The sequence below is a fragment of the Limimaricola sp. G21655-S1 genome, from assembly GCF_027213785.1.
Taxonomy (GTDB): domain Bacteria; phylum Pseudomonadota; class Alphaproteobacteria; order Rhodobacterales; family Rhodobacteraceae; genus Limimaricola.
The window spans coordinates 24705-42464 of sequence record NZ_JAPWGO010000023.1; the positions used below are offsets into that span (position 1 = coordinate 24705).

The window sequence follows — 17760 nt, forward strand, 5'->3', positions numbered from 1 at the left end:
TCGTGAGCGCGGCGTTGGCCCGACAGCTTCTTACTCAATTCATCCTGAAGGGCAGCCATGCGCAACATCATTTACATCATCGGTCTCGTCGTCGTCGTCATCGCCGTTCTCTCGCTGATCGGCCTGGTCTGAGATCAACCCTCCGCCGCGGCCGGGTCTTCGGAACCCGGCGCGGCGGACGCCCCCAGTTCCCGTGCGAGGAACCTCTCGAAGGCGTCGAGATCGATGCCTTCCATCTGCCCGAACCCCTGCATCCAGACCGAGGCCTCGCGCAGCCCGTCCGGCTCCAGCTGGCACCAGGTCACGCGGCCCCGGCGATCGCGCGAGATCAGCCCCGCCTCAGCCAGAACCCCCAGATGCTTGGAGATCGCCGCGAGCGACATCTCGAACGGCTCCGCCACGTCGGTCACCGCCATGTCATCCTCGAGCAGCAGCGCGAGGATCGCGCGCCGCGTCGGGTCGGCAAGAGCGGAAAAGACGAGATCGAGAGATGCGGCCATGGCGCGACCTGACCCCGCGCCGGGGCAAACGTCAACCGCGCGGTTGAATGTCGCAACCACTGCTCCCATGGCGCTGGCGCCTCGTCCCGCGCGGCAAGTTTCCGAGAATATCCAGCAAAAACAGGGCATAGCTTCGCTATCCCTCGTGGATTTCGCCTGCTTGACCAAACCGGCCCCGCGCTATAGCACCCTCCTCGACCGATGAGGGGGCCGACCCGGAGTGTCCGACAGCCAAGACGACGACGATCACGAAGCGCGGTTGCGCGCGCTGGAAGAGCGTCTCGCGAAGCTGAAGGGCAAGCCAGAGGAAGCCGCTCATCAGGAGAGCCATTACAGCCAGGCACAGGTCGCCTGGCGGATGGTGATCGAGCTTGTGGCCGGTCTCGGGATCGGCTTCGGGATCGGGTACGGCTTGGACACCCTTTTCGGGACCATGCCGATCTTCCTGATCCCGTTCATATTCCTGGGCCTCGCGGCGGGCGTGAAGACGATGCTGCGCACGGCCAAGGAACTGCAGGTTAAACAGCAGGCCGATCAGGCCGGCGACGACGAGGGCTGAGAGAATGGCGACAGAAGCGGTGGCGTTGGTCGAGGGTGAAGAGCCGGGCGGTCTGGTGTTCCACCCGTTCGACCAGTTCGAGATCAAGCCGCTCTTCGGCGAGATCGGCGACCCGGTGTCCTGGTACACGATCTCCAACGCCACCTTCTGGATGGCGATGGCCGCGCTTTGCGTGATCGGGCTGCTGGTGATCGGCACCCGCGGTCGCGCCGTGATCCCGAGCCGGGTCCAGTCGGCCGCCGAGCTGGTCTATGGCTTCGTCTACAAGATGGTCGAGGACGTCACCGGCAAGGAAGGCCTCAAGTATTTCCCCTGGATCATGACGCTGTTCCTGTTCATCCTGTTCTCGAACTATCTCGGGCTGCTGCCGCTGGCCTTCACGCCCACCTCGCACATCGCCGTCACCGCGGTGCTGGCGCTCGGCGTGTTCATCACCGTCACCGTGATCGGCTTCGTGAAGAACGGCATGGCTTTCCTCGGGCTGTTCTGGATGAAGGAAGCGCCGCTCTTCCTGCGCCCGGTCATCGCGATCATCGAGGTGATCTCGTATTTCGTGCGCCCGGTCAGCCACTCCATCCGTCTCGCCGGCAACCTCGTCGCCGGTCACGCGATGATCAAGGTGTTCGCGGGCTTTGCCGCCATCGCCGCGCTGTCGCCGCTCTCGGTCGTGGCGATCACCGCGATCTATGGGCTCGAAGTGCTCGTGGCCGGCATTCAGGCCTACGTGTTCACCATCCTCACCTGCATCTACCTCAAGGACGCGCTGCACCCGTCGCACTGAGACGGGGCGCGATCCGCCGAGGTCGGTTCACCCTTCACCAAACACGCAATTCCAAATCAGGAGATACCCCCATGGAAGGCGATATCGCACAATTCGGTCAGTTCATCGGCGCCGGCCTCGCGGCCATCGGCTCGGGCCTCGCGGCCATCGGTGTGGGCTCGGTCGCGGCGAACTACCTGGGCGGCGCGCTGCGCAACCCCTCGGCTGCTGCCTCGCAGACCGCCACGCTGTTCATCGGCCTGGCCTTCGCCGAAGCGCTCGGGATCTTCTCGTTCCTCGTCGCCCTGCTGCTGATGTTCGCGGTCTGATCCAGACCTCGATCTCCTGACCGGCGGCGCGGGAATTCCCGCGCCGCCATTTCCTTAGGGCTCGATGGAGGACGCCGTGGCGACCGAAACCATTACCGCCGAAGAAGCACTGGCGGTGCACGGAGCCGAAGCCGCTGGGCCGGGCATGCCCCAGCTCGACGTCTCCAGCTTCCCGAACCAGATTTTCTGGCTCCTGGTCACGCTCGGCGTGATCTATTTCGTCCTGTCCCGCTTCGCCCTGCCGCGCATCGGCGCGGTGCTGGCCGAGCGCGCGGGCACGATCACCAACGACATCGCCGCCGCCGAGGAGCTGCGGCATCGCGCCCGCGAGGCCGAGACCGCCTATGACAAGGCGCTGGCCGATGCGCGGGCCGAGGCCAACCGGATCGTCGCCGAGACCAAGGCGCAGATCCAGGCCGATCTCGACGCCGAGATCGAAAAGGCCGATGCGCAGATCGCCGCGAAGACCGCCGAAAGCCAGGCGGCGATCGACGAGATCCGCGAAAGCGCCGCGCGCAACGTGAGCGAGGTCGCCCGCGACGTCGCCCGCGAGATCGTCGCCGCCTTCGGCGCCGATGCCGATGCCGCGAAGGTCGATGCCGCGGTCGACGCCAAGCTGGGAGAGCGCGCATGAAACTCGTTCTCGCAACCCTGGCCCTGAGCCTGACCGCCGCCCCGGCGATGGCCGCGACGGGGCCGTTCTTCTCGCTCCGCAACACCGACTTCATCGTGCTGCTGGCGTTCCTGCTCTTCGTCGGCGTGCTCCTTTACTTCCGCGTTCCGCGCGAAGTGGGCAAGCTGCTCGACAAGCGGGCCGACGGCATCCGCGCCGAACTCGACGAGGCCCGCGGGCTTCGCGAGGAAGCGCAGTCGCTGCTGGCCTCCTACGAGCGCAAGCAGAAGGACGTGCAGACCCAGGCCGACCGCATCGTGTCGAACGCGCGCGAAGAGGCCAACCGCTCGGCCGAGCAGGCCAAGGTCGATATCGCGAAGTCGATCCAGCGCCGCCTGACCGCCGCCGAGGAGCAGATCCAGTCGGCTCAGGACAAGGCCGTCAAGGAGGTCCGCGACCAAGCCGTGGCCGTGGCCGTGGCTGCCGCGCGCCAAGTCATCGCCGAGCAGATGACCGCCCAGCGCGCCGACAAGATGATCGACGAGTCGATCCAGACGGTGGGCGCCAAGCTGCACTGACCGGACCGTCGAGACGACACCGAAAGGCCCGGCCGCGACAGCGACCGGGCCTTTCCGCTTTCGGATTGTTCGCCTCAGCGCGGGGTGCTCGCGGCCTCGCTCGGCAGCGCGCCGTCCAGCAGCGCCAGAAGATCGATTGAGGGGGCGGGGGGCTCGACGGGGGAGGTCGAGGCCATCTCGCTGCTTTCGGGGAGGGAGCGGTCCTGCGCGGCATCGGCGGTGACATTGTGCCGATCGCCGCAGCCGCCGGGCCCGGCCATCGCCGTGGAGGCCGTCAGGAACGCGGCGCAGGCCGCGGCCAGAAGTCGTGTCATCGCGTATCCTCCTGTGGTGCGATACGCGATCCTAGCACGGATCGGGTCTTGCGTCGCGCCTCAGCGGCCGGTCTCGCGGCTGAGCCGCCGCCGCGCGATCTCCTCGTGACGATCGGCCTGCCGCTGATCGCTCAGGGCGCCCTGCACGTAGTCGAGATGCGCCGCGACGGCGGCGCGGGCGGCGGCGGGATCGCGCGCCTGCAGCGCCTCGTTGATCGCGCGGTGCTGTTCCAGCACCGAGGCCCGGGTGATGCGCTGGCGGAACATGACTTGGCGGTTGTAGAACACGCCTTCGCGCAGCAGGTCGTAGATCGAGCGCATCATGTGCAGCATGACGACGTTGTGGCTCGCCTCGACGATGGCGAGGTGGAACTCGGCGTCGAGCGCGGCCTCTGCCTCGGCATCGGCGGTGGGCTTGGACTGCGCCGCTTCCATCCGCGCGAAGACCGCGCCGATCACCGCGAGATCGCTGTCGGAGCCGAGCTTGGCCGCGCGCTCCGCCGCCAGCCCCTCGATGTCGCGCCGGAACGCGACCATGTCCGATACCGCCTCCTCATGGGTGGCGAAGAGCCGCACGAGGGCGGGAGAAAAGGCCGAGCCGATGACGTTCGAGACATAGACGCCGGCACCGGCCCGGGTCTCCACCAAGCCGCGTGTCTGCAACTCGGCCAGCGCCTCGCGCAGGCTCGGCCGCGATACGCCCAGCCGCTCGGCCAGTTCGCGCTCGGGCGGCAGCCTGTCGCCGGGGCGCAATATGCCGCGCAGCACCAACTCCTCGATCTGGCGCACCACGCCATGCGAAAGCTTTTCGGGCTGGATCGGCTTGAAAGGCATGGTTTGCTCCGCGATTGGTAAATTTCTATTACCGCGTGCGGCGCGGCTCAACCGAAAATAAAAAGGGGCCGCCCCCGAAGGGCGGCCCGATCCTGTCCGGTGTGATGCGGATCAGCTGTTCGGGGTGATGATGATCTCGACCCGGCGGTTCTGGCGACGGCCCTCGGGGCTCAGGTTCGAGGCGATGGGCTGGTCCTCGCCGCGGCCGATGGCGCGGACGCGCGACGGCGAGACGCCGGCCGAGGTCAGCACCGAGGCGACGGCCTGAGCGCGGCGCTCGGAGAGCTGCTGGTTGTACGCGGCCGAACCGGTGTTGTCGGCATGGCCCACCACGTTGACCGTGGTGTTGGGATAGTTGTTGAGCGACCCCGCGATGGCGCGCAGGTCGGATTGCAGCGATCCGGTCAGCTGGGCGCTGTCGGTGGCGAACAGGATGTCCTGCGGCAGGGTCACGACCAGCTGCTCGCCGGTGTTGACGATGCCCACATTCGAGCCGAGCTGGTTGCGCAGTTCGGCTTCCTGACGGTCGAGCAGGGCACCGGTACCGGCACCGGCGGCACCGCCGAGGGCCGCACCGACGGCGGCGCGGCGCAGCCGCTCGTCGCTGTCATCGGCGGTCAGCGCGCCCACGGCCGCGCCGAGACCGGCACCGACGAGGGCACCGCGGCGGGTGTTGGCGTTCGGGTCGGGGTTGTTCGGAGTGACGGGCTGGCAAGCGGCCACGGCAAGGGCCGACACGGTGACGAGCGCGAGGGGAAGCTTGGTGATCATCGGTTTATCCAATTCTTGCGAGTCGCGCGGGAAGTGATGCCCGCGCCTGTCCCGGTTTGATAGAGGCCGCGTGCGGCTGCTATGCAATAACGTAGCCTTGATAGGTGGGTTCCAGCCTTTTCGGGAACCAAACCGGTTGTTGCGGGCGGGCATCATGCCTCGCCCCGCGCGGCCTCCCATGCCAGCATCGCCCGCTTCACGGGCAAACCCCAGTGATAGCCCCCCAGCTCGCCCGATTTGCGCAGCGCCCGGTGGCAGGGGATGAGCCACGAGACCGGGTTGCGCCCGACCGCCGTGGCGGCAGCGCGGATGGCGCGGGGCGCGCCGATCCGCGCGGCGATATCGGAATAGGTGGTGACATGGCCCGAAGGCACCTCGAGCAGCGCCTGCCAGACCTTGATCGCGAAGGGGGCGCCGATAAGCGCGACCCGCGCCTCGCCTCGGCCCGCGAAGGCCGCCTCGACCCAAGGCGCGATGGCATGCGGCGCCTCCGAGAACCGCGCGGCGGGCCAGCGATCGCACAGGTCCCTGAGCGCCGCCTCCGTCCCGGTCTCGGCGGCGAAGCCGAGGCCGCAAAGGCCGCGCTCCGTCCCCATGGCGACGACCGGCCCGAACGGGCTGTCGAAGTTGCCATAACGAATGTCGAGGCCGGCGCCGCCGGCGCCGTAATCGCCCGGGCTCATCGCTTCCCAGCGCAGGAACAGGTCGTGCAGCCGGCCCGTGCCGGACAGCCCCACCTCCTGCGCCGTCTCCAGCGTCGTGCGCCGCGCCCGCAGCAGCGCCTTGGCGTGTCCGAGCGCCAGATATTGCTGGTATCGCTTGGGCGAGACGCCGACCCAGGCGGAAAACACCCGCTGGAAATGGGCAGGCGACATCTCCATCCGCGCCGCGAGATCCTCGAGCGCGAGCGGGGCGGGCGCGGCGTCGATCGCCTCGATCGCGCGGCGCATGACGCCGTAATGATATGAATGGGTCTGGTCCATGGTCCGAGAATAGGCCGCCGCCGACGGCCGCGCGACCCGGAAGCTGCGCATCCGGTCGAACCACGCGTGTGACCAAAGCGGCAGGCCCTGCGTTTTTAGCGAAAGTTGAAGGGGGCGGCGCGCGTCCCTGATTCATCTTTCTGCAAATACGCATGGCGCCCGTGATCGACCCTCAAGGCGGCGGCCTTGTGAGCGCGTCTTTGGCCGGGCATAGAGGCTTGATGACCCGACAGCTCGACTATCACGAGATCGACGCGATCTTCGCCCGCCTGCATGCCGCCGAGCCCGAGCCCAAGGGCGAGCTCGAGCATGTCAACGCCTACACGCTGCTCGTCGCCGTCGCGCTTTCGGCGCAGGCCACCGATGTGGGGGTGAACAAGGCCACCCGGAAGCTCTTCGAAATCGCCGATACGCCGCAGAAGATGCTCGATCTCGGCGAGGAAGGGCTTATCGAGCACATCAAGACGATCGGCCTTTACCGCAACAAGGCCAAGAACGTGATCCGGATGAGCGAGATCCTCGTCGAGCGGTTTGGCGGCGAGGTGCCCTCGTCGCGGGCTGCGCTGGTGTCGTTGCCGGGCGTCGGCCGCAAGACTGCCAATGTCGTGCTCAACATGTGGTGGAAGCATCCGGTGCAGGCGGTCGACACGCATATCTTCCGCGTCTGCAACCGCACCGGCATCGCGCCCGGCAAGGATGTCGACGCGGTCGAGCGCGGCATCGAGGACCACGTGCCCGCGCGCTGGCAGGGCCATGCGCATCACTGGCTGATCCTGCACGGGCGCTACATCTGCGTGGCGCGCAAGCCCAAATGCCCGGCCTGCCCGATCCGCGAATACTGTCTCTTCGAGGAGAAGACCGCATGAGCATTCCCCGCATCCTCGGCATCGGCAACGCCATCGTCGACGTCTTCGCGCAGGCCGATGACAGCTTTCTCGACCTGATGGGCATCGAGAAGGGCATCATGCAACTGGTCGAGCGCGAGCGCGGCGAAATGCTCTACGGCGCCATGGAGGAGCGGCGGCAGGCGCCAGGGGGCTCCGTCGCCAACACGCTGGCGGGCTTGGGCAATCTCGGGCTCGAGACGAGCTTCATCGGACGGGTGCGCGACGATGCTCTGGGCCGCTTCTATGCCGCGAGCATGGAGGAGGGGGGCACCCGCTTTCCCAATCCGCCGGTTTCGGGCGGCGAGCTGCCGACCTCGCGCTCGATGATCTTCGTGAGCCCGGATGGCGAGCGTTCGATGAACACCTATCTCGGCATCTCCGCCGAGCTCGGGCCCGACGACGTCTCCGATACGGTGGCGGGCCAAGCGGGGCTGCTTTATCTCGAGGGGTATCTCTACGACAAGCCCAAGGGCAAGCAGGCCTTCGAACGCGCGGCGCGGCTGGCCCAGCAGGGCGGTGGCATGGCCGGGATCGCGCTGTCGGACCCATTCTGTGCCGACCGGCACCGGGCCGATTTCCAGAAGCTGGTGCGCGAGCTCGATTTCGTCATCGGCAACGAGCATGAATGGGAAAGCCTCTACGAATGCCGCCTTGACGAGGCGCTGACCCGCGCCGCGGCCGAGTGCCGGCTCGTGGTCTGCACCCGATCCGGTGCGGACGTGGTGCTGATCCGGGGCGAGGAACGCGTCGTGGTCCCGGTGCGCAAGGTGACGCCGGTCGATGCCACCGGGGCGGGGGACCTGTTCGCTGCCGGATTCCTCTACGGTATCGCCACGGACCGGGATCTGGAGACGGCGGGACGCATGGGCTGCGTCGCCGCGGCCGAGGTGATCTCGCATTTCGGAGCGCGACCCGAGACGGATCTCAAGGCGCTCTTCGCGCAGGCCGGGCTGCTCTAGTCCTTGGCGTCTTCCGCGGGCTCGATCTGGCCCCGGCGCTGCAGCCATTGCGCGATCAGAAGGCACAGCACGGCCCAGCCCGCGCCGGCGGTCCAGCCGGCGATCACGTCGGTGGGCCAATGCACCCCGAGATAGACCCGGCTGGCACCGACGAGCCCGGTCAGGATGATCGCGCAGGTCATGATGTAGACCTTGATGATGCGGCGCGGCTCGAGCCGCGACAGCATCACCGCGAGCGTCAGATAGGTCACCGCCGAAAGCATGGTGTGCCCTGAGGGAAAACTCGCCGTGTAGACGTAGGAGCCATGCGGCACGAGGTCGGGGCGGGCACGCTCGAAGAAGATCTTGGCGGTACGGCTCAGCAGCGTGCCGCTGCCGATCGCGATCAGCAGAAACCACATGGTGCGGGTATGGCGCGACAGCGCGAGATACCCCGCCACGCCGGCCGTCAGCAGGCTCAGCCAGGCCACGCCACCCAGCGCCGTCATGTCGCGCGCCATCTCCTCGACCCAGTGCGAGCCGATCGGATCGCTCAGATCGGCTGGGTTGCGCAGCGCCAGCAGGATGGCCTCGTCGAATGCCGCCGTATCGCCCTCGACCACCTCCCCGGCGAGCAGGAAGAAGCCCAGCGCGGCCAGCGACACGAGAAACAGCAGCACCATCCACAATTCGGGACGGCGCCGCAGCCGGGCGGGGATGTCTGTGGCAGCGGGATCAGGCATGTCGTTCCCTCAACAACGGGGCCGGGGCAGGGTTCCGGAGCCGCCTCATGCGCCGAGCTTCGCATGCACCGCGTCGAGATCGATCTCGCGCCGCGGCGCAGGCCGGGACGGGTCGTCGATGTCATAGCCGAACAGCTCGAAATCGCGGCCATAGACTTCCTGCACGAGATGCATCGACAGGTCGTCGAAGAACGCCTCGACCGGGTGAGCGCGCCTGGGCCCATGCCCTTCGCTTTCGTTGAAACGCGGCATCGCGCCGAGATCCACCGGATGGCGCAGCGGCGCGCGTGCCAGAACCCCGGCCATGCCGGCCTCGAAATCCTCGACATGCAGGATCACGTCGTAACGCCCGCCCCCCTTGATCAGGGTCGAGACATGGCCCGACATCGCCGACCAGTGGATGTCGGGGTCCATCGGCCTGTTGAAGCGGATCGTGTCGCGCACGAAGAGCAGGAACCGGCGAAAGCTGCGGATCTGGTCGAACTCGAAGCCGGTGTCGGGATCGCCCACCTCGACCCCGTATGTCTCCATCAGCTTCGGGACGAGATTGCCGCGATAGCGTCGCCCGTTGCGCTGGATGCCGCAGATCTTGTCGAAGAAGGAGGAGAGGATGCGCTCATAGGGGTTGCGAACGCAGCTGAAGACGAGGCTCTTATGCGCGGTGACGTTGTCGGAAATCGGGCCCCGGCTGTGGTCGAGGCCCCATTTGTGCAGCCCCTCCTGCGCGTCGTGGATGTCGCCGTCGAAGAACCGGCCGTGATCCGAGCGGTACATGATCTGGCCGATGGTCGAGCAGGCGCATTTCGGCACCACCCGATAGACCATGCTTTCGCTCTCGGTCATCCAGGTGCCCGGAAACCCCATGCGCGCTCTCCCATGCCTGCGATGGCGCGCCTGCGCCACAAGGGACGGCGAAATCCCCGCAGCCCTGTTTAGGGGAGGGTCGGACGGGCTATCAAGGCGCAAACCGCCGCCAGTTCCGGCGCGTGGCGCAGCGGAAACGGACATGACGCGCATCGCCTTCATCCTGTTGGTTCACAAGGACCCCGAGGCGGTCGTTCGACAGGCGCGCGGGCTCGCCGCCTCGGGCGACGCGGTGGTGGTGCATCTCGACGCCCGCGCCCCGGCCGAGGCCTGGCGGATCCTGCAGGACGGGTTGCGCGCCGAACCCGGCGTGGCGCTGGTCGAACGGCGCCGACGCTGCGGCTGGGGCGGCTGGAGCCTCGTCGCCGCCACCATCTCGGCGCTGCGTCTCGCGCTCGTGCGGTTTCCCGACGCCACGCATTTCTACCTGCTCTCGGGCGATTGCATGGCGATCAAGTCCGCGGTCCATGCGCATGAGCTGTTGGCGCGCGACGACGTCGACTGGATCGAGAGCGTCGACTTCTTCGATGGCGGCTGGATCAAGACCGGCATGCAGGAGGAGCGGCTGACGCGCTGGCATCTTTTCAACGAGCGCGAACGCAAGGGGTTGTTCTATGCTAGCCTCGACCTGCAGCGGCGGCTGGGGCTGCGCCGCCGGCTGCCTGCCGACGTCCGGCCGATGATCGGCTCGCAATGGTGGTGCCTGCGCCGGGCCACGGTGGAGAGAGTGCTGCGTCTGCTGGACGAGCGGCCCGATCTGCGGCGGCTGTTCCGCTGGAGCTGGATCCCCGACGAGACGCTGTTCCAGACGCTGGTGCGCCACCTCGTGCCCCGCGAAGAGATCCGCTCGCGCAGCCCGACCTTTCTCGCCTTCACCGATTACGGCATGCCCGCGAGCTTCCACGACGAGCATCACGACATGCTGCTGGCCCAGAACGCGCTCTTTGCACGCAAGATCAGCCCTGGCGCGACGCGGCTGCGGGCGCGGCTTTCGGATCTGTGGGCGTCGCAGCGGCGCGATTATCCACGCGGCGGCGACGGGCGGCGGCTGCATGACTACCTGACCGGGCGCGGCCGGATCGGGGAAAGATACGGGCCACGGGCGTGGGAGGTCGGCGGCAGGGTCGGGGCCGGGCGCGAGCTTTTGCTGATCGTCGCGCATAAGCGGCACGTGGCCAAGCGGCTGGTGGGCATGATCAGGCAGCAGGGCGATCCCGCCGTGTTCGACTACGTCTTCGACGAGGAGGCGGCGGCGCTGCCTCCACTGGGCGGCTTCGAGCGCGGCCTTGTCAAGCGGTCGCGGCATCCCCGGGCGATGCTGCGGGTGCTGTTCGAGGCGCAGGACCTGGCGCGGCTGGCGTTCTGTATCGATCCCTGCCGTCTCGACCTGATCCAAGACCTCATAGAAGACCGCACCGATCTACGCATTCTCGAGATCGCGACGCGGATCGACGACGCCTATTTGCGCCTGCACGCGCAGCGCCTGAAGCTGGCGGATACCGACGCGGCGGGGCTCGATCTGCTGATGCCGACGCTCCGCCGGCAGTTCGATGGCGAGAGCCGCGCCTTGGGCGAGGCGGGCATCGCGCGGCATTACCGGCTTGTCGAGGGCGCGCCCGCAGAGGACAACGCGAAGGCGTTGCAGGCGTTTCTCGACATCCCGGCGGATACTGCGCTGGATATCGTGCGGACGCCGCACTTGTTCGACGACTGAGGAGGAAGCGATGCGCTTCGACTATGACGACCAGAACATCTTCGCGAAGATCCTGCGCGGCGAGATTCCCAACAAGACCGTGCTCGAAACCGAGCACACGCTTGCCTTCGAGGACATCGCGCCGCAGGCGCCGGTGCATGTGCTGGTGATCCCGAAGGGGGCCTATGTCAGCTACGACCACTTCGCGCGCGACGCCTCGGACGCGGAGATCCTCGACTTCACCCGTGCGGTGGCACGGATCTGCGAGGAGGCGGATGTCGAGGCCGGCTTCCGCGCGATCTCCAACGCCCGTGCCCATGGCGTGCAGGAGGTGCCGCATTTCCACGTGCACATCCTCGGCGGTCGGCCATTGGGCCGGATGCTGGAGCGCGGCTAAGGCCGGGCAGGGCGTCGCCGCGCCGAGTTCGGGAAGGCGCGATGGGGCTCAGGCCTTTTGCGAGGCGGCGGCGCGGATCGCATCGGCGATGCGGCGCGGCTCGGGGCTGTCGCCCCTGGCGGGCCAGCCCTCGCGCTGGGCGGTGCGGTCGCCGTCGGTCGCCTCGGTCTGGTCGTGGAACAGGACCATCCGGGTCGGGTAGGGCAGATCGACGCCCTTCTCGTTCAGCGCGTTGTAGGTGTCGCGGATCACCCGACCCCAGACATGCACCACGTCGGCGCGCGCCGGCTGGGTCCACCAGCGCAGGCGGATCGTGTTGCCGTCGGCATCCATGCCCCACGGGATCGCCTCGGGCGCGGGATCGGCGAGCACGCCGTCGCAGTTCCCCGCAGCCTCGAGCATGATCCTGCAGGCCTCGTCGATATCGTCCGAGCAGCCGATCAGCACGTCGTATTGCGACCGGCGCTTGTCGAAGGCGGTGTTGACCACCACCGCGTCGGTGTAGATGTCCGAGTTCGGGATCACCACGCGGCGGCCGTCATAGGTCTTGATCAGGGTGGCGCGGGTCTCGATCCGCTCGACCGTACCTTCGTGACCGCCCGAGACGATCTGGTCGCCCACCTCGAAGGGCTGGCGGATCAGGATCAGGATGCCCGCCAGCATGTTCTGCAGGATGTCCTTGAAGGCGAAGCCGATCGCGACCGAGCCGATCCCGAGGCCCGCGAAGAGATCGCCCGGCGAGATCGACGGCGCGACGATGGTGACGGCGAGCATGATTCCGAGAATCGTCACCAGCCAGCGCAGCAGGCTTGCGCCGACATCGCCGAGGTTGTCGCGGCCACGCTTCCTGCCAGAGCGACGCACCAGCGCCGCCACGCCGCGGGCGAGAAACCAGAAGACGACCAGAAGCACCAGCGCCACGGCGATGTTCGGCAGCAGCCGGAAGAAGCCGTCTGCCCAGGCGTCGATCTTCTCGAATATGTTGCCGGTGTCGGCATCGACACCGGCGAAGCTGTCGATATCCTCGCGCGGGGCGGTCTGCGTCTCTTCTTCCATGCGGTCCCTCCTGTCGGCGGAGGGGCAACCTCAGGCGGCGGAGACGGGTTCCTTGGCCTTGGAGGTGAGTTGCAGGAACACGTCCTCCAGATCCGCCTCCTCGGTTTTCACGTCGGAAAGCCGCATGCCGCCCGCGCGGATCGCGTCGAGCACCGTGCCCGCGCTCATCAGGCGCGCGTCGTAGCTGAAGGCCAGCGCCCCGCCCGGCCGCTCGGTGACGCTGACGCCGTCGGGCAGGGCGGGGATCACAGCGGGGCCCTCGGGGGTCACCACCAGCGTCTTGCCGCTGACACGGCCGACCAGATTGGCGGTGGTGTCGCGGGTGATGACGCGGCCTTGGTCGATGATCGCGATCTCGTCGCACATCTCTTGCGCCTCTTCGAGGTAATGGGTCGTCAGGATGATCGTCGTGCCCTGCTCGTTCAGCTTGCGGACGTTGCGCCAGAGCATGTTGCGCAGCTCGATGTCGACGCCCGCCGTCGGCTCGTCGAGCACCAGCACGCGGGGGGAGTGCACCAGCGCCTTTGCAAGCAGCAGCCGCCGCCGCATGCCGCCCGAGAGCGAACGGGCATAGGCGTCGGCCTTGTCGGCGAGGCCGACGAGATCGAGAAGCTCCATGGTGCGACGCTGGGATTTCGGCACGCCCCAGAGCCCCGCCTGCACGTCGAGCGCGCCGCGCGGGGTGAAGAACGGGTCGAGGACGAGTTCCTGCGGCATCACGCCGATCGCCGCGCGTGACTGGCGGGGGTTCACGTCCTGATCGAAGCCCCAGATCTTCACCCGCCCTTCGGATTTGAGCACCAAGCCAGCCATGATGTTGATCATCGTCGACTTGCCCGCCCCGTTGGGGCCCAGGAGGCCGAAGATCGAGCCCGCCGGAATCGACAGGTCGACACCGTCGAGCGCCAGCTTGGCGGGGGATCTGGCGCTGGGCGCATAGGTCTTCTTCAGGCCGGTGATCTCGATGGCGGCGTCGGTCATGGCTCGAGTCCTTTCGCGTCTTGTCCCTGCGGGCGGGGCGGCTAGAATGTAGCGCGATCAGGGCCGGGTCCATGCCCGGCCGCTCCCGTTTGCAAGGCAAGGCCCCTCATGACACTTCCCGCGCCCGAGACCAAGATCGTCGACACATGGCGCATCGCCTGCGACGGCGGCAGCGCAGGGCTCGGCCATCCGCGCGTCTGGCTGATGATCCCGCACGATACCGGCTGGGTCGACTGCTCCTATTGCGACGCGCGCTATGTTCACCGCGATTTCGCCGAGAAGGGCGCGGAGGGGCTGGACGACATCACCCGCGGGCAGGATCGCTCGGGCCAGGAGAACGAGACCCGCTGAGGCGGGCGCTCCGGTCCCAATTTCCTTGCAAAGGAAATTGCCCGAATTCTTGCAAGAATTCGGTTTGAATTGACACGACATCGCGAAAGAGGGCGGGCATGACGCAATTCGGCAAGGGGTGCCACCTGCACCTGATCGACGGCTCGGCCTTCATCTTCCGCGCCTATCACGCACTGCCACCGCTGACCCGCAAATCGGACGGTTTGCCGGTTGGCGCGGTGTCGGGCTTCGTCAACATGCTGCAGCGCTATATCGACGGCAATACCGGCCCCGACGCCGCCACCCATGTCGCGGTGATCTTCGACAAGGGCTCGCATACCTTCCGCAACGATCTCTACGACCTCTACAAGGCCAATCGCGAGGCGATGCCCGAGGATCTGCGGCCGCAGATTCCGCTGACGCGTCGCGCCACCGAGGCGTTCAACATCGCCTGCAAGGAGAAGGAAGGCTTCGAGGCCGACGACATCATCGCGGCGCTCTCCTGCCAAGCTCGGGACGCCGGCGGCCGCGTCACCATCATCTCCTCCGACAAGGACCTGATGCAGCTCGTCGGCGACGGGGTCGAAATGCTCGACCCGATGAAGAACCGCCGCATCGACCGCGACGGCGTGTTCGAGAAATTCGGCGTCTGGCCCGACCGTGTCGTCGATGTACAGGCGCTCGCGGGCGATTCGGTCGATAACGTTCCCGGCGCGCCCGGCATCGGCATCAAGACGGCGGCGCTCCTGATCAACGAGTTCGGCGATCTGGAGACGCTTCTGGAGCGCGCCGGCGAAATCAAGCAGCCCAAGCGACGCCAGACCCTGATCGAGCACGAAAAACAGATCCGGTTGTCGAAGCAGTTGGTGGCGCTCGATTGCGACTGCCCGCTCGACTTCACGCTCGACGATCTCGAGATCCGCGAGCCGGACCCCGAGGTGCTGCTGGGCTTCCTCGCCGAGATGGAGTTCCGCACCATCACCCGCCGAGTTGCCGAGAAACTGGGGCAGGAGGCGCCGGTGGTGCCCGAGGTGGCCGCGACCGAGGCGGTCGAGCCCGAGCCCGAGGCCCCCTTCGATCATGCCGGTTATCAAAAGGTGACGACGGCCGAGGAGCTGCAGGTCTGGATCGACGCGATCCGCGAGCTGGGCCATGTCGCGGTCGACACCGAGACCACGAGCCTCGACGAGATGCGTGCCGAGCTCGTCGGCATCTCGCTGGCGCTGACGCCGGGCCATGCCTGCTACATACCCCTGTGCCACAGCGAGGGTGGCGACGATCTGTTCGGGGGTGCCCAGCTCTGCGCGGGACAGATGCCGATGGAGGAGGCGCTGGCGATGCTGAAGCCGGTGTTGGAGGATGCCTCGATCCTCAAAATCGGTCAGAACATGAAATACGACCTGAAGATTTTCGCCGGTCTTGGGATCGACGTGGCGCCCTTCGACGACACGATGCTCCTGAGCTACGCGATGCATGCGGGGCTGCATGGGCACGGCATGGACACGCTCAGCGAGCGCTATCTCGGCCATCTGCCGATCCCGATCAAGCAGGTGATCGGCACCGGCAAATCGGCGGTGACATTCGATCGGGTCGGCATCGACGAGGCGGTGAAATACGCGGCCGAGGACGCCGACATCACGCTGCGCCTGTGGAAGCGGTTCAAGCCGGAACTGCACCGCAACCGAGTCACCACCGTCTACGAGACGCTGGAGCGCCCGCTGGTGCCGGTGCTGGCGCGGATGGAGCGGGCGGGCGTCGAGGTCGACCGCGAGGTGCTGTCGCGCATGTCCAATGCCTTCGCGCAGAAGATGGCGGGGCTGGAGGCCGAGATCCACGAGAAGGCCGGACGGCCCTTCAATGTCGGGAGCCCCAAGCAACTCGGCGAGATCCTGTTCGACGATCTCGGCCTGCCCGGCGGAAAGAAGGGCAAGACCGGGGCCTATGCGACGGGGGCCGACATCCTCGAAGACCTCGCCACCGAACACGAGCTACCGCGCCTCGTGCTGGATTGGCGGCAGATCTCGAAGCTGAAATCGACCTATACCGACAGCCTGCAGGAGCACATCCACCCCGACACCGGGCGGGTACACACGTCCTATTCGATCGCGGGCGCCAACACCGGCCGCCTCGCCTCGACCGACCCGAACCTGCAGAACATCCCGATCCGCACCGAGGAGGGCCGCCGCATCCGCGAGGCCTTCGTCGCGCCCAAGGGGCGCACCCTCGTCTCGCTCGACTACAGCCAGATTGAGCTGCGCATCCTCGCCCACATGGCGGGGATCGAGGAGTTGAAGCAGGCGTTCCGCGAGGGGCAGGACATCCACGCCGCCACCGCGTCCGAGATGTTCAACGTGCCTCTGGACGAAATGACACCCGAGATTCGGCGCCAGGCCAAGGCGATCAACTTCGGCGTGATCTATGGCATCTCGGGCTTCGGCCTCGCTCGCAACCTGCGGATTCCGCGCGAGCAGGCGCAGGGCTTCATCGACCGCTACTTCGAGCGTTTCCCGGGCATCCGCACCTACATGGACGAGACCACCGCCTTCGCGAAGGCCAATGGCTATGTCCAGACGCTGTTCGGGCGGCGCATCAACACGCCCGAGATCAACGCCAAGGGGCCGGGGGCGGGGTTCGCCAAGCGCGCCGCGATCAACGCGCCGATCCAGGGCACGGCGGCCGACATCATCCGCCGGGCGATGATCCGCATGGACGATGCCATCGCCGCCGTGCCCTCGGCGCGGATGCTGCTGCAGGTGCATGACGAACTGCTGTTCGAGGTCGACGAGGCCGAGGCCGAGGCGCTGATCCCCATCGCCCGCGAGGTGATGGAGAACGCGGCGCGGCCCGCGGTGCATCTCGACGTGCAGCTGCTGGCCGAGGGCGGGCAGGGTCGGACCTGGGCCGAGGCGCACTGAACGGAACCGCGCCCCTCGCGCATCGTTGCCTTGCCGAAGCGGGCGGCGGCAACGTGGCCGCCCGTCCAGCACGAGGATTCAATGATGGGCGAGCACAGCCAAGAGAAGCGCGTGGAAATGTTCTGGAAGCGGATCGATGGTCTGCATGCCGGGCTGATCGGGCTCAAGGGCACCGATCGGCTGATTCCGATGGCGCATTACACCGACCCCGAAGCGGGCTGCCTGTGGTTCATCGGCCATGACGGCACCGAACTGGCGGAGCGCGCCGAGGTCGGTCCGCAGGACGCGGTCTTCGCGGTGACCAGCGACGAGCATGGCATCTATACCCATGTCCACGGCACGCTGACGCTGAGCCATGACGAGCAGAAGCTCGACGAGCTGTGGTCGAAGGTGGCCGCGAGCTGGTTCGAGGATGGCCGCCGCGATCCCGACATCCGGCTGTTGTGCTTGACGCTGCGATCGGCCGAGGTCTGGACCTCGACCACCTCCGCCGCGCGGTTCCTCTACGAGACCGCCAAGGGCAACCTGTCGGAGAGCAAGCCCGACGTGGGCGATAATTACTCGCTTACGTTCTGAAACAAGGCGTCCTCGACGCGGGAAGGGCGGCCCCCGGGGCGCCCCTGACCGTTAAGGCGGGCCGAAAGATAACAATCACGGAAATGGTAACCGCCGAAAAAAAACCCGGGGCCGTACCGGACCACCCCCCCCCGCCGGG

The 17760-nt window shown here is 67.3% G+C and carries 20 protein-coding genes and 1 pseudogene; 12 read left to right on the forward strand and 9 right to left on the reverse strand.

Annotated features, from left to right (window positions below):
- Positions 1–134: 134 nt before the first annotated feature.
- The gene (locus O4G76_RS17540) at positions 135–500 is read right to left on the reverse strand and encodes a metalloregulator ArsR/SmtB family transcription factor (RefSeq protein WP_269398537.1); all 366 of its coding nucleotides are present in this window, start codon (positions 498–500) and stop codon (positions 135–137) included.
- Between the two features lie 220 nt (positions 501–720).
- On the opposite strand from O4G76_RS17540, the gene O4G76_RS17545 reads away from it, so the two are divergent.
- The 5 genes from O4G76_RS17545 (at position 721) to O4G76_RS17565 (ending at position 3339) form a co-directional block, all read left to right on the forward strand.
- Positions 721–1059, forward strand: coding sequence for an AtpZ/AtpI family protein (locus tag O4G76_RS17545; protein WP_269398538.1), 339 nt, complete (start codon positions 721–723; stop codon positions 1057–1059).
- A 4-nt stretch (positions 1060–1063) separates the two neighbouring features.
- Positions 1064–1840 (forward strand): F0F1 ATP synthase subunit A, encoded by a 777-nt coding sequence (locus O4G76_RS17550; RefSeq protein WP_085896751.1) that lies wholly within the window; start codon positions 1064–1066, stop codon positions 1838–1840.
- Between the two features lie 71 nt (positions 1841–1911).
- On the forward strand, positions 1912–2148 hold the full coding sequence (locus O4G76_RS17555) for a F0F1 ATP synthase subunit C (protein WP_085896752.1): 237 nt from the start codon (positions 1912–1914) through the stop codon (positions 2146–2148).
- Between the two features lie 76 nt (positions 2149–2224).
- Positions 2225–2782, forward strand: coding sequence for a F0F1 ATP synthase subunit B' (locus O4G76_RS17560; RefSeq protein ID WP_269398539.1), 558 nt, complete (start codon positions 2225–2227; stop codon positions 2780–2782).
- Positions 2779–3339 (forward strand): F0F1 ATP synthase subunit B, encoded by a 561-nt coding sequence (locus tag O4G76_RS17565; RefSeq protein ID WP_085896754.1) that lies wholly within the window; start codon positions 2779–2781, stop codon positions 3337–3339. The genes O4G76_RS17560 and O4G76_RS17565 overlap by 4 nt, the downstream gene beginning before the upstream one ends.
- Before the next feature lie 74 nt (positions 3340–3413).
- On the opposite strand, the gene O4G76_RS17570 is transcribed toward O4G76_RS17565, so the two are convergent.
- The 4 genes from O4G76_RS17570 to O4G76_RS17585 form a co-directional block, all read right to left on the reverse strand.
- Positions 3414–3653 (reverse strand): hypothetical protein, encoded by a 240-nt coding sequence (locus O4G76_RS17570; protein WP_269398540.1) that lies wholly within the window; start codon positions 3651–3653, stop codon positions 3414–3416.
- Positions 3654–3713: 60 nt separating this feature from the next.
- Positions 3714–4487, reverse strand: a complete 774-nt coding sequence (locus tag O4G76_RS17575; RefSeq protein WP_269398541.1) for a FadR/GntR family transcriptional regulator — start codon at positions 4485–4487, stop codon at positions 3714–3716.
- Between the two features lie 111 nt (positions 4488–4598).
- Entirely contained in the window at positions 4599–5258 is a 660-nt protein-coding gene (locus O4G76_RS17580) for an OmpA family protein (protein ID WP_269398542.1), read from the reverse strand.
- Between the two features lie 152 nt (positions 5259–5410).
- On the reverse strand, positions 5411–6241 hold the full coding sequence (locus O4G76_RS17585; protein WP_269398543.1) for a bifunctional helix-turn-helix domain-containing protein/methylated-DNA--[protein]-cysteine S-methyltransferase: 831 nt from the start codon (positions 6239–6241) through the stop codon (positions 5411–5413).
- A 221-nt stretch (positions 6242–6462) separates the two neighbouring features.
- Here O4G76_RS17585 and nth point away from each other — a divergent pair, with 221 nt between their 5' ends.
- Positions 6463–7107: an endonuclease III gene (nth, locus tag O4G76_RS17590; RefSeq protein WP_269398544.1), complete on the forward strand. Its 645-nt coding sequence runs from the start codon at positions 6463–6465 to the stop codon at positions 7105–7107.
- Positions 7104–8087: an adenosine kinase gene (locus tag O4G76_RS17595; RefSeq protein WP_269398545.1), complete on the forward strand. Its 984-nt coding sequence runs from the start codon at positions 7104–7106 to the stop codon at positions 8085–8087. The genes nth and O4G76_RS17595 overlap by 4 nt, the downstream gene beginning before the upstream one ends.
- Here O4G76_RS17595 and O4G76_RS17600 read toward each other — a convergent pair.
- On the reverse strand, positions 8084–8809 hold the full coding sequence (locus tag O4G76_RS17600; RefSeq protein ID WP_269398546.1) for a phosphatase PAP2 family protein: 726 nt from the start codon (positions 8807–8809) through the stop codon (positions 8084–8086). The genes O4G76_RS17595 and O4G76_RS17600 overlap by 4 nt on opposite strands.
- Positions 8810–8854: 45 nt before the next feature.
- Positions 8855–9673 (reverse strand): sulfotransferase family protein, encoded by an 819-nt coding sequence (locus O4G76_RS17605; RefSeq protein ID WP_269398547.1) that lies wholly within the window; start codon positions 9671–9673, stop codon positions 8855–8857.
- Positions 9674–9815: 142 nt separating this feature from the next.
- On the opposite strand from O4G76_RS17605, the gene O4G76_RS17610 reads away from it, so the two are divergent.
- Together O4G76_RS17610 and O4G76_RS17615 are read left to right on the forward strand one after the other, a co-directional pair.
- On the forward strand, positions 9816–11387 hold the full coding sequence (locus O4G76_RS17610) for a DUF5928 domain-containing protein (protein ID WP_269398548.1): 1572 nt from the start codon (positions 9816–9818) through the stop codon (positions 11385–11387).
- Positions 11388–11397: 10 nt separating this feature from the next.
- Complete coding sequence (locus tag O4G76_RS17615) at positions 11398–11763, forward strand: HIT domain-containing protein (RefSeq protein WP_269398549.1); 366 nt, start codon at positions 11398–11400, stop codon at positions 11761–11763.
- Positions 11764–11811: 48 nt separating this feature from the next.
- Here O4G76_RS17615 and O4G76_RS17620 read toward each other — a convergent pair whose 3' ends face one another.
- Both O4G76_RS17620 and O4G76_RS17625 read right to left on the reverse strand, forming a co-directional pair.
- Positions 11812–12819, reverse strand: coding sequence for a mechanosensitive ion channel family protein (locus O4G76_RS17620; protein ID WP_269398550.1), 1008 nt, complete (start codon positions 12817–12819; stop codon positions 11812–11814).
- Between the two features lie 30 nt (positions 12820–12849).
- Complete coding sequence (locus O4G76_RS17625; protein ID WP_269398551.1) at positions 12850–13800, reverse strand: ABC transporter ATP-binding protein; 951 nt, start codon at positions 13798–13800, stop codon at positions 12850–12852.
- Positions 13801–13908: 108 nt separating this feature from the next.
- Between O4G76_RS17625 and O4G76_RS17630 the strand changes: the two are divergent.
- From O4G76_RS17630 to O4G76_RS17640, 3 genes and pseudogenes are all read left to right on the forward strand, one after another.
- Positions 13909–14082 (forward strand): annotated as a pseudogene (locus O4G76_RS17630) (zinc-finger domain-containing protein); the annotation flags it as partial.
- Between the two features lie 167 nt (positions 14083–14249).
- The gene (gene polA / locus O4G76_RS17635) at positions 14250–17045 is read left to right on the forward strand and encodes a DNA polymerase I (protein ID WP_269398552.1); all 2796 of its coding nucleotides are present in this window, start codon (positions 14250–14252) and stop codon (positions 17043–17045) included.
- Positions 17046–17129: 84 nt separating this feature from the next.
- Positions 17130–17621 (forward strand): pyridoxamine 5'-phosphate oxidase family protein, encoded by a 492-nt coding sequence (locus tag O4G76_RS17640; protein ID WP_269398553.1) that lies wholly within the window; start codon positions 17130–17132, stop codon positions 17619–17621.
- Positions 17622–17760: the final 139 nt, after the last annotated feature.

Excerpts from the sequence above, each read along its gene's own strand:
- O4G76_RS17575 (WP_269398541.1), bottom strand. The coding sequence starts at position 4,487 with ATGCCTTTCAAGCCGATCCAGCCCGAAAAGCTTTCGCATGGCGTGGTG.
- O4G76_RS17640 (WP_269398553.1), top strand. The coding sequence starts at position 17,130 with ATGGGCGAGCACAGCCAAGAGAAGCGCGTGGAAATGTTCTGGAAGCGG.
- O4G76_RS17615 (WP_269398549.1), top strand. The coding sequence starts at position 11,398 with ATGCGCTTCGACTATGACGACCAGAACATCTTCGCGAAGATCCTGCGC.
- O4G76_RS17620 (WP_269398550.1), bottom strand. The coding sequence starts at position 12,819 with ATGGAAGAAGAGACGCAGACCGCCCCGCGCGAGGATATCGACAGCTTC.
- O4G76_RS17600 (WP_269398546.1), bottom strand. The coding sequence starts at position 8,809 with ATGCCTGATCCCGCTGCCACAGACATCCCCGCCCGGCTGCGGCGCCGT.
- nth (WP_269398544.1), top strand. The coding sequence starts at position 6,463 with ATGACCCGACAGCTCGACTATCACGAGATCGACGCGATCTTCGCCCGC.
- O4G76_RS17580 (WP_269398542.1), bottom strand. The coding sequence starts at position 5,258 with ATGATCACCAAGCTTCCCCTCGCGCTCGTCACCGTGTCGGCCCTTGCC.
- O4G76_RS17555 (WP_085896752.1), top strand. The coding sequence starts at position 1,912 with ATGGAAGGCGATATCGCACAATTCGGTCAGTTCATCGGCGCCGGCCTC.
- O4G76_RS17570 (WP_269398540.1), bottom strand. The coding sequence starts at position 3,653 with ATGACACGACTTCTGGCCGCGGCCTGCGCCGCGTTCCTGACGGCCTCC.
- O4G76_RS17610 (WP_269398548.1), top strand. The coding sequence starts at position 9,816 with ATGACGCGCATCGCCTTCATCCTGTTGGTTCACAAGGACCCCGAGGCG.
- polA (WP_269398552.1), top strand. The coding sequence starts at position 14,250 with ATGACGCAATTCGGCAAGGGGTGCCACCTGCACCTGATCGACGGCTCG.
- O4G76_RS17550 (WP_085896751.1), top strand. The coding sequence starts at position 1,064 with ATGGCGACAGAAGCGGTGGCGTTGGTCGAGGGTGAAGAGCCGGGCGGT.
- O4G76_RS17565 (WP_085896754.1), top strand. The coding sequence starts at position 2,779 with ATGAAACTCGTTCTCGCAACCCTGGCCCTGAGCCTGACCGCCGCCCCG.
- O4G76_RS17540 (WP_269398537.1), bottom strand. The coding sequence starts at position 500 with ATGGCCGCATCTCTCGATCTCGTCTTTTCCGCTCTTGCCGACCCGACG.
- O4G76_RS17625 (WP_269398551.1), bottom strand. The coding sequence starts at position 13,800 with ATGACCGACGCCGCCATCGAGATCACCGGCCTGAAGAAGACCTATGCG.
- O4G76_RS17595 (WP_269398545.1), top strand. The coding sequence starts at position 7,104 with ATGAGCATTCCCCGCATCCTCGGCATCGGCAACGCCATCGTCGACGTC.
- O4G76_RS17585 (WP_269398543.1), bottom strand. The coding sequence starts at position 6,241 with ATGGACCAGACCCATTCATATCATTACGGCGTCATGCGCCGCGCGATC.
- O4G76_RS17605 (WP_269398547.1), bottom strand. The coding sequence starts at position 9,673 with ATGGGGTTTCCGGGCACCTGGATGACCGAGAGCGAAAGCATGGTCTAT.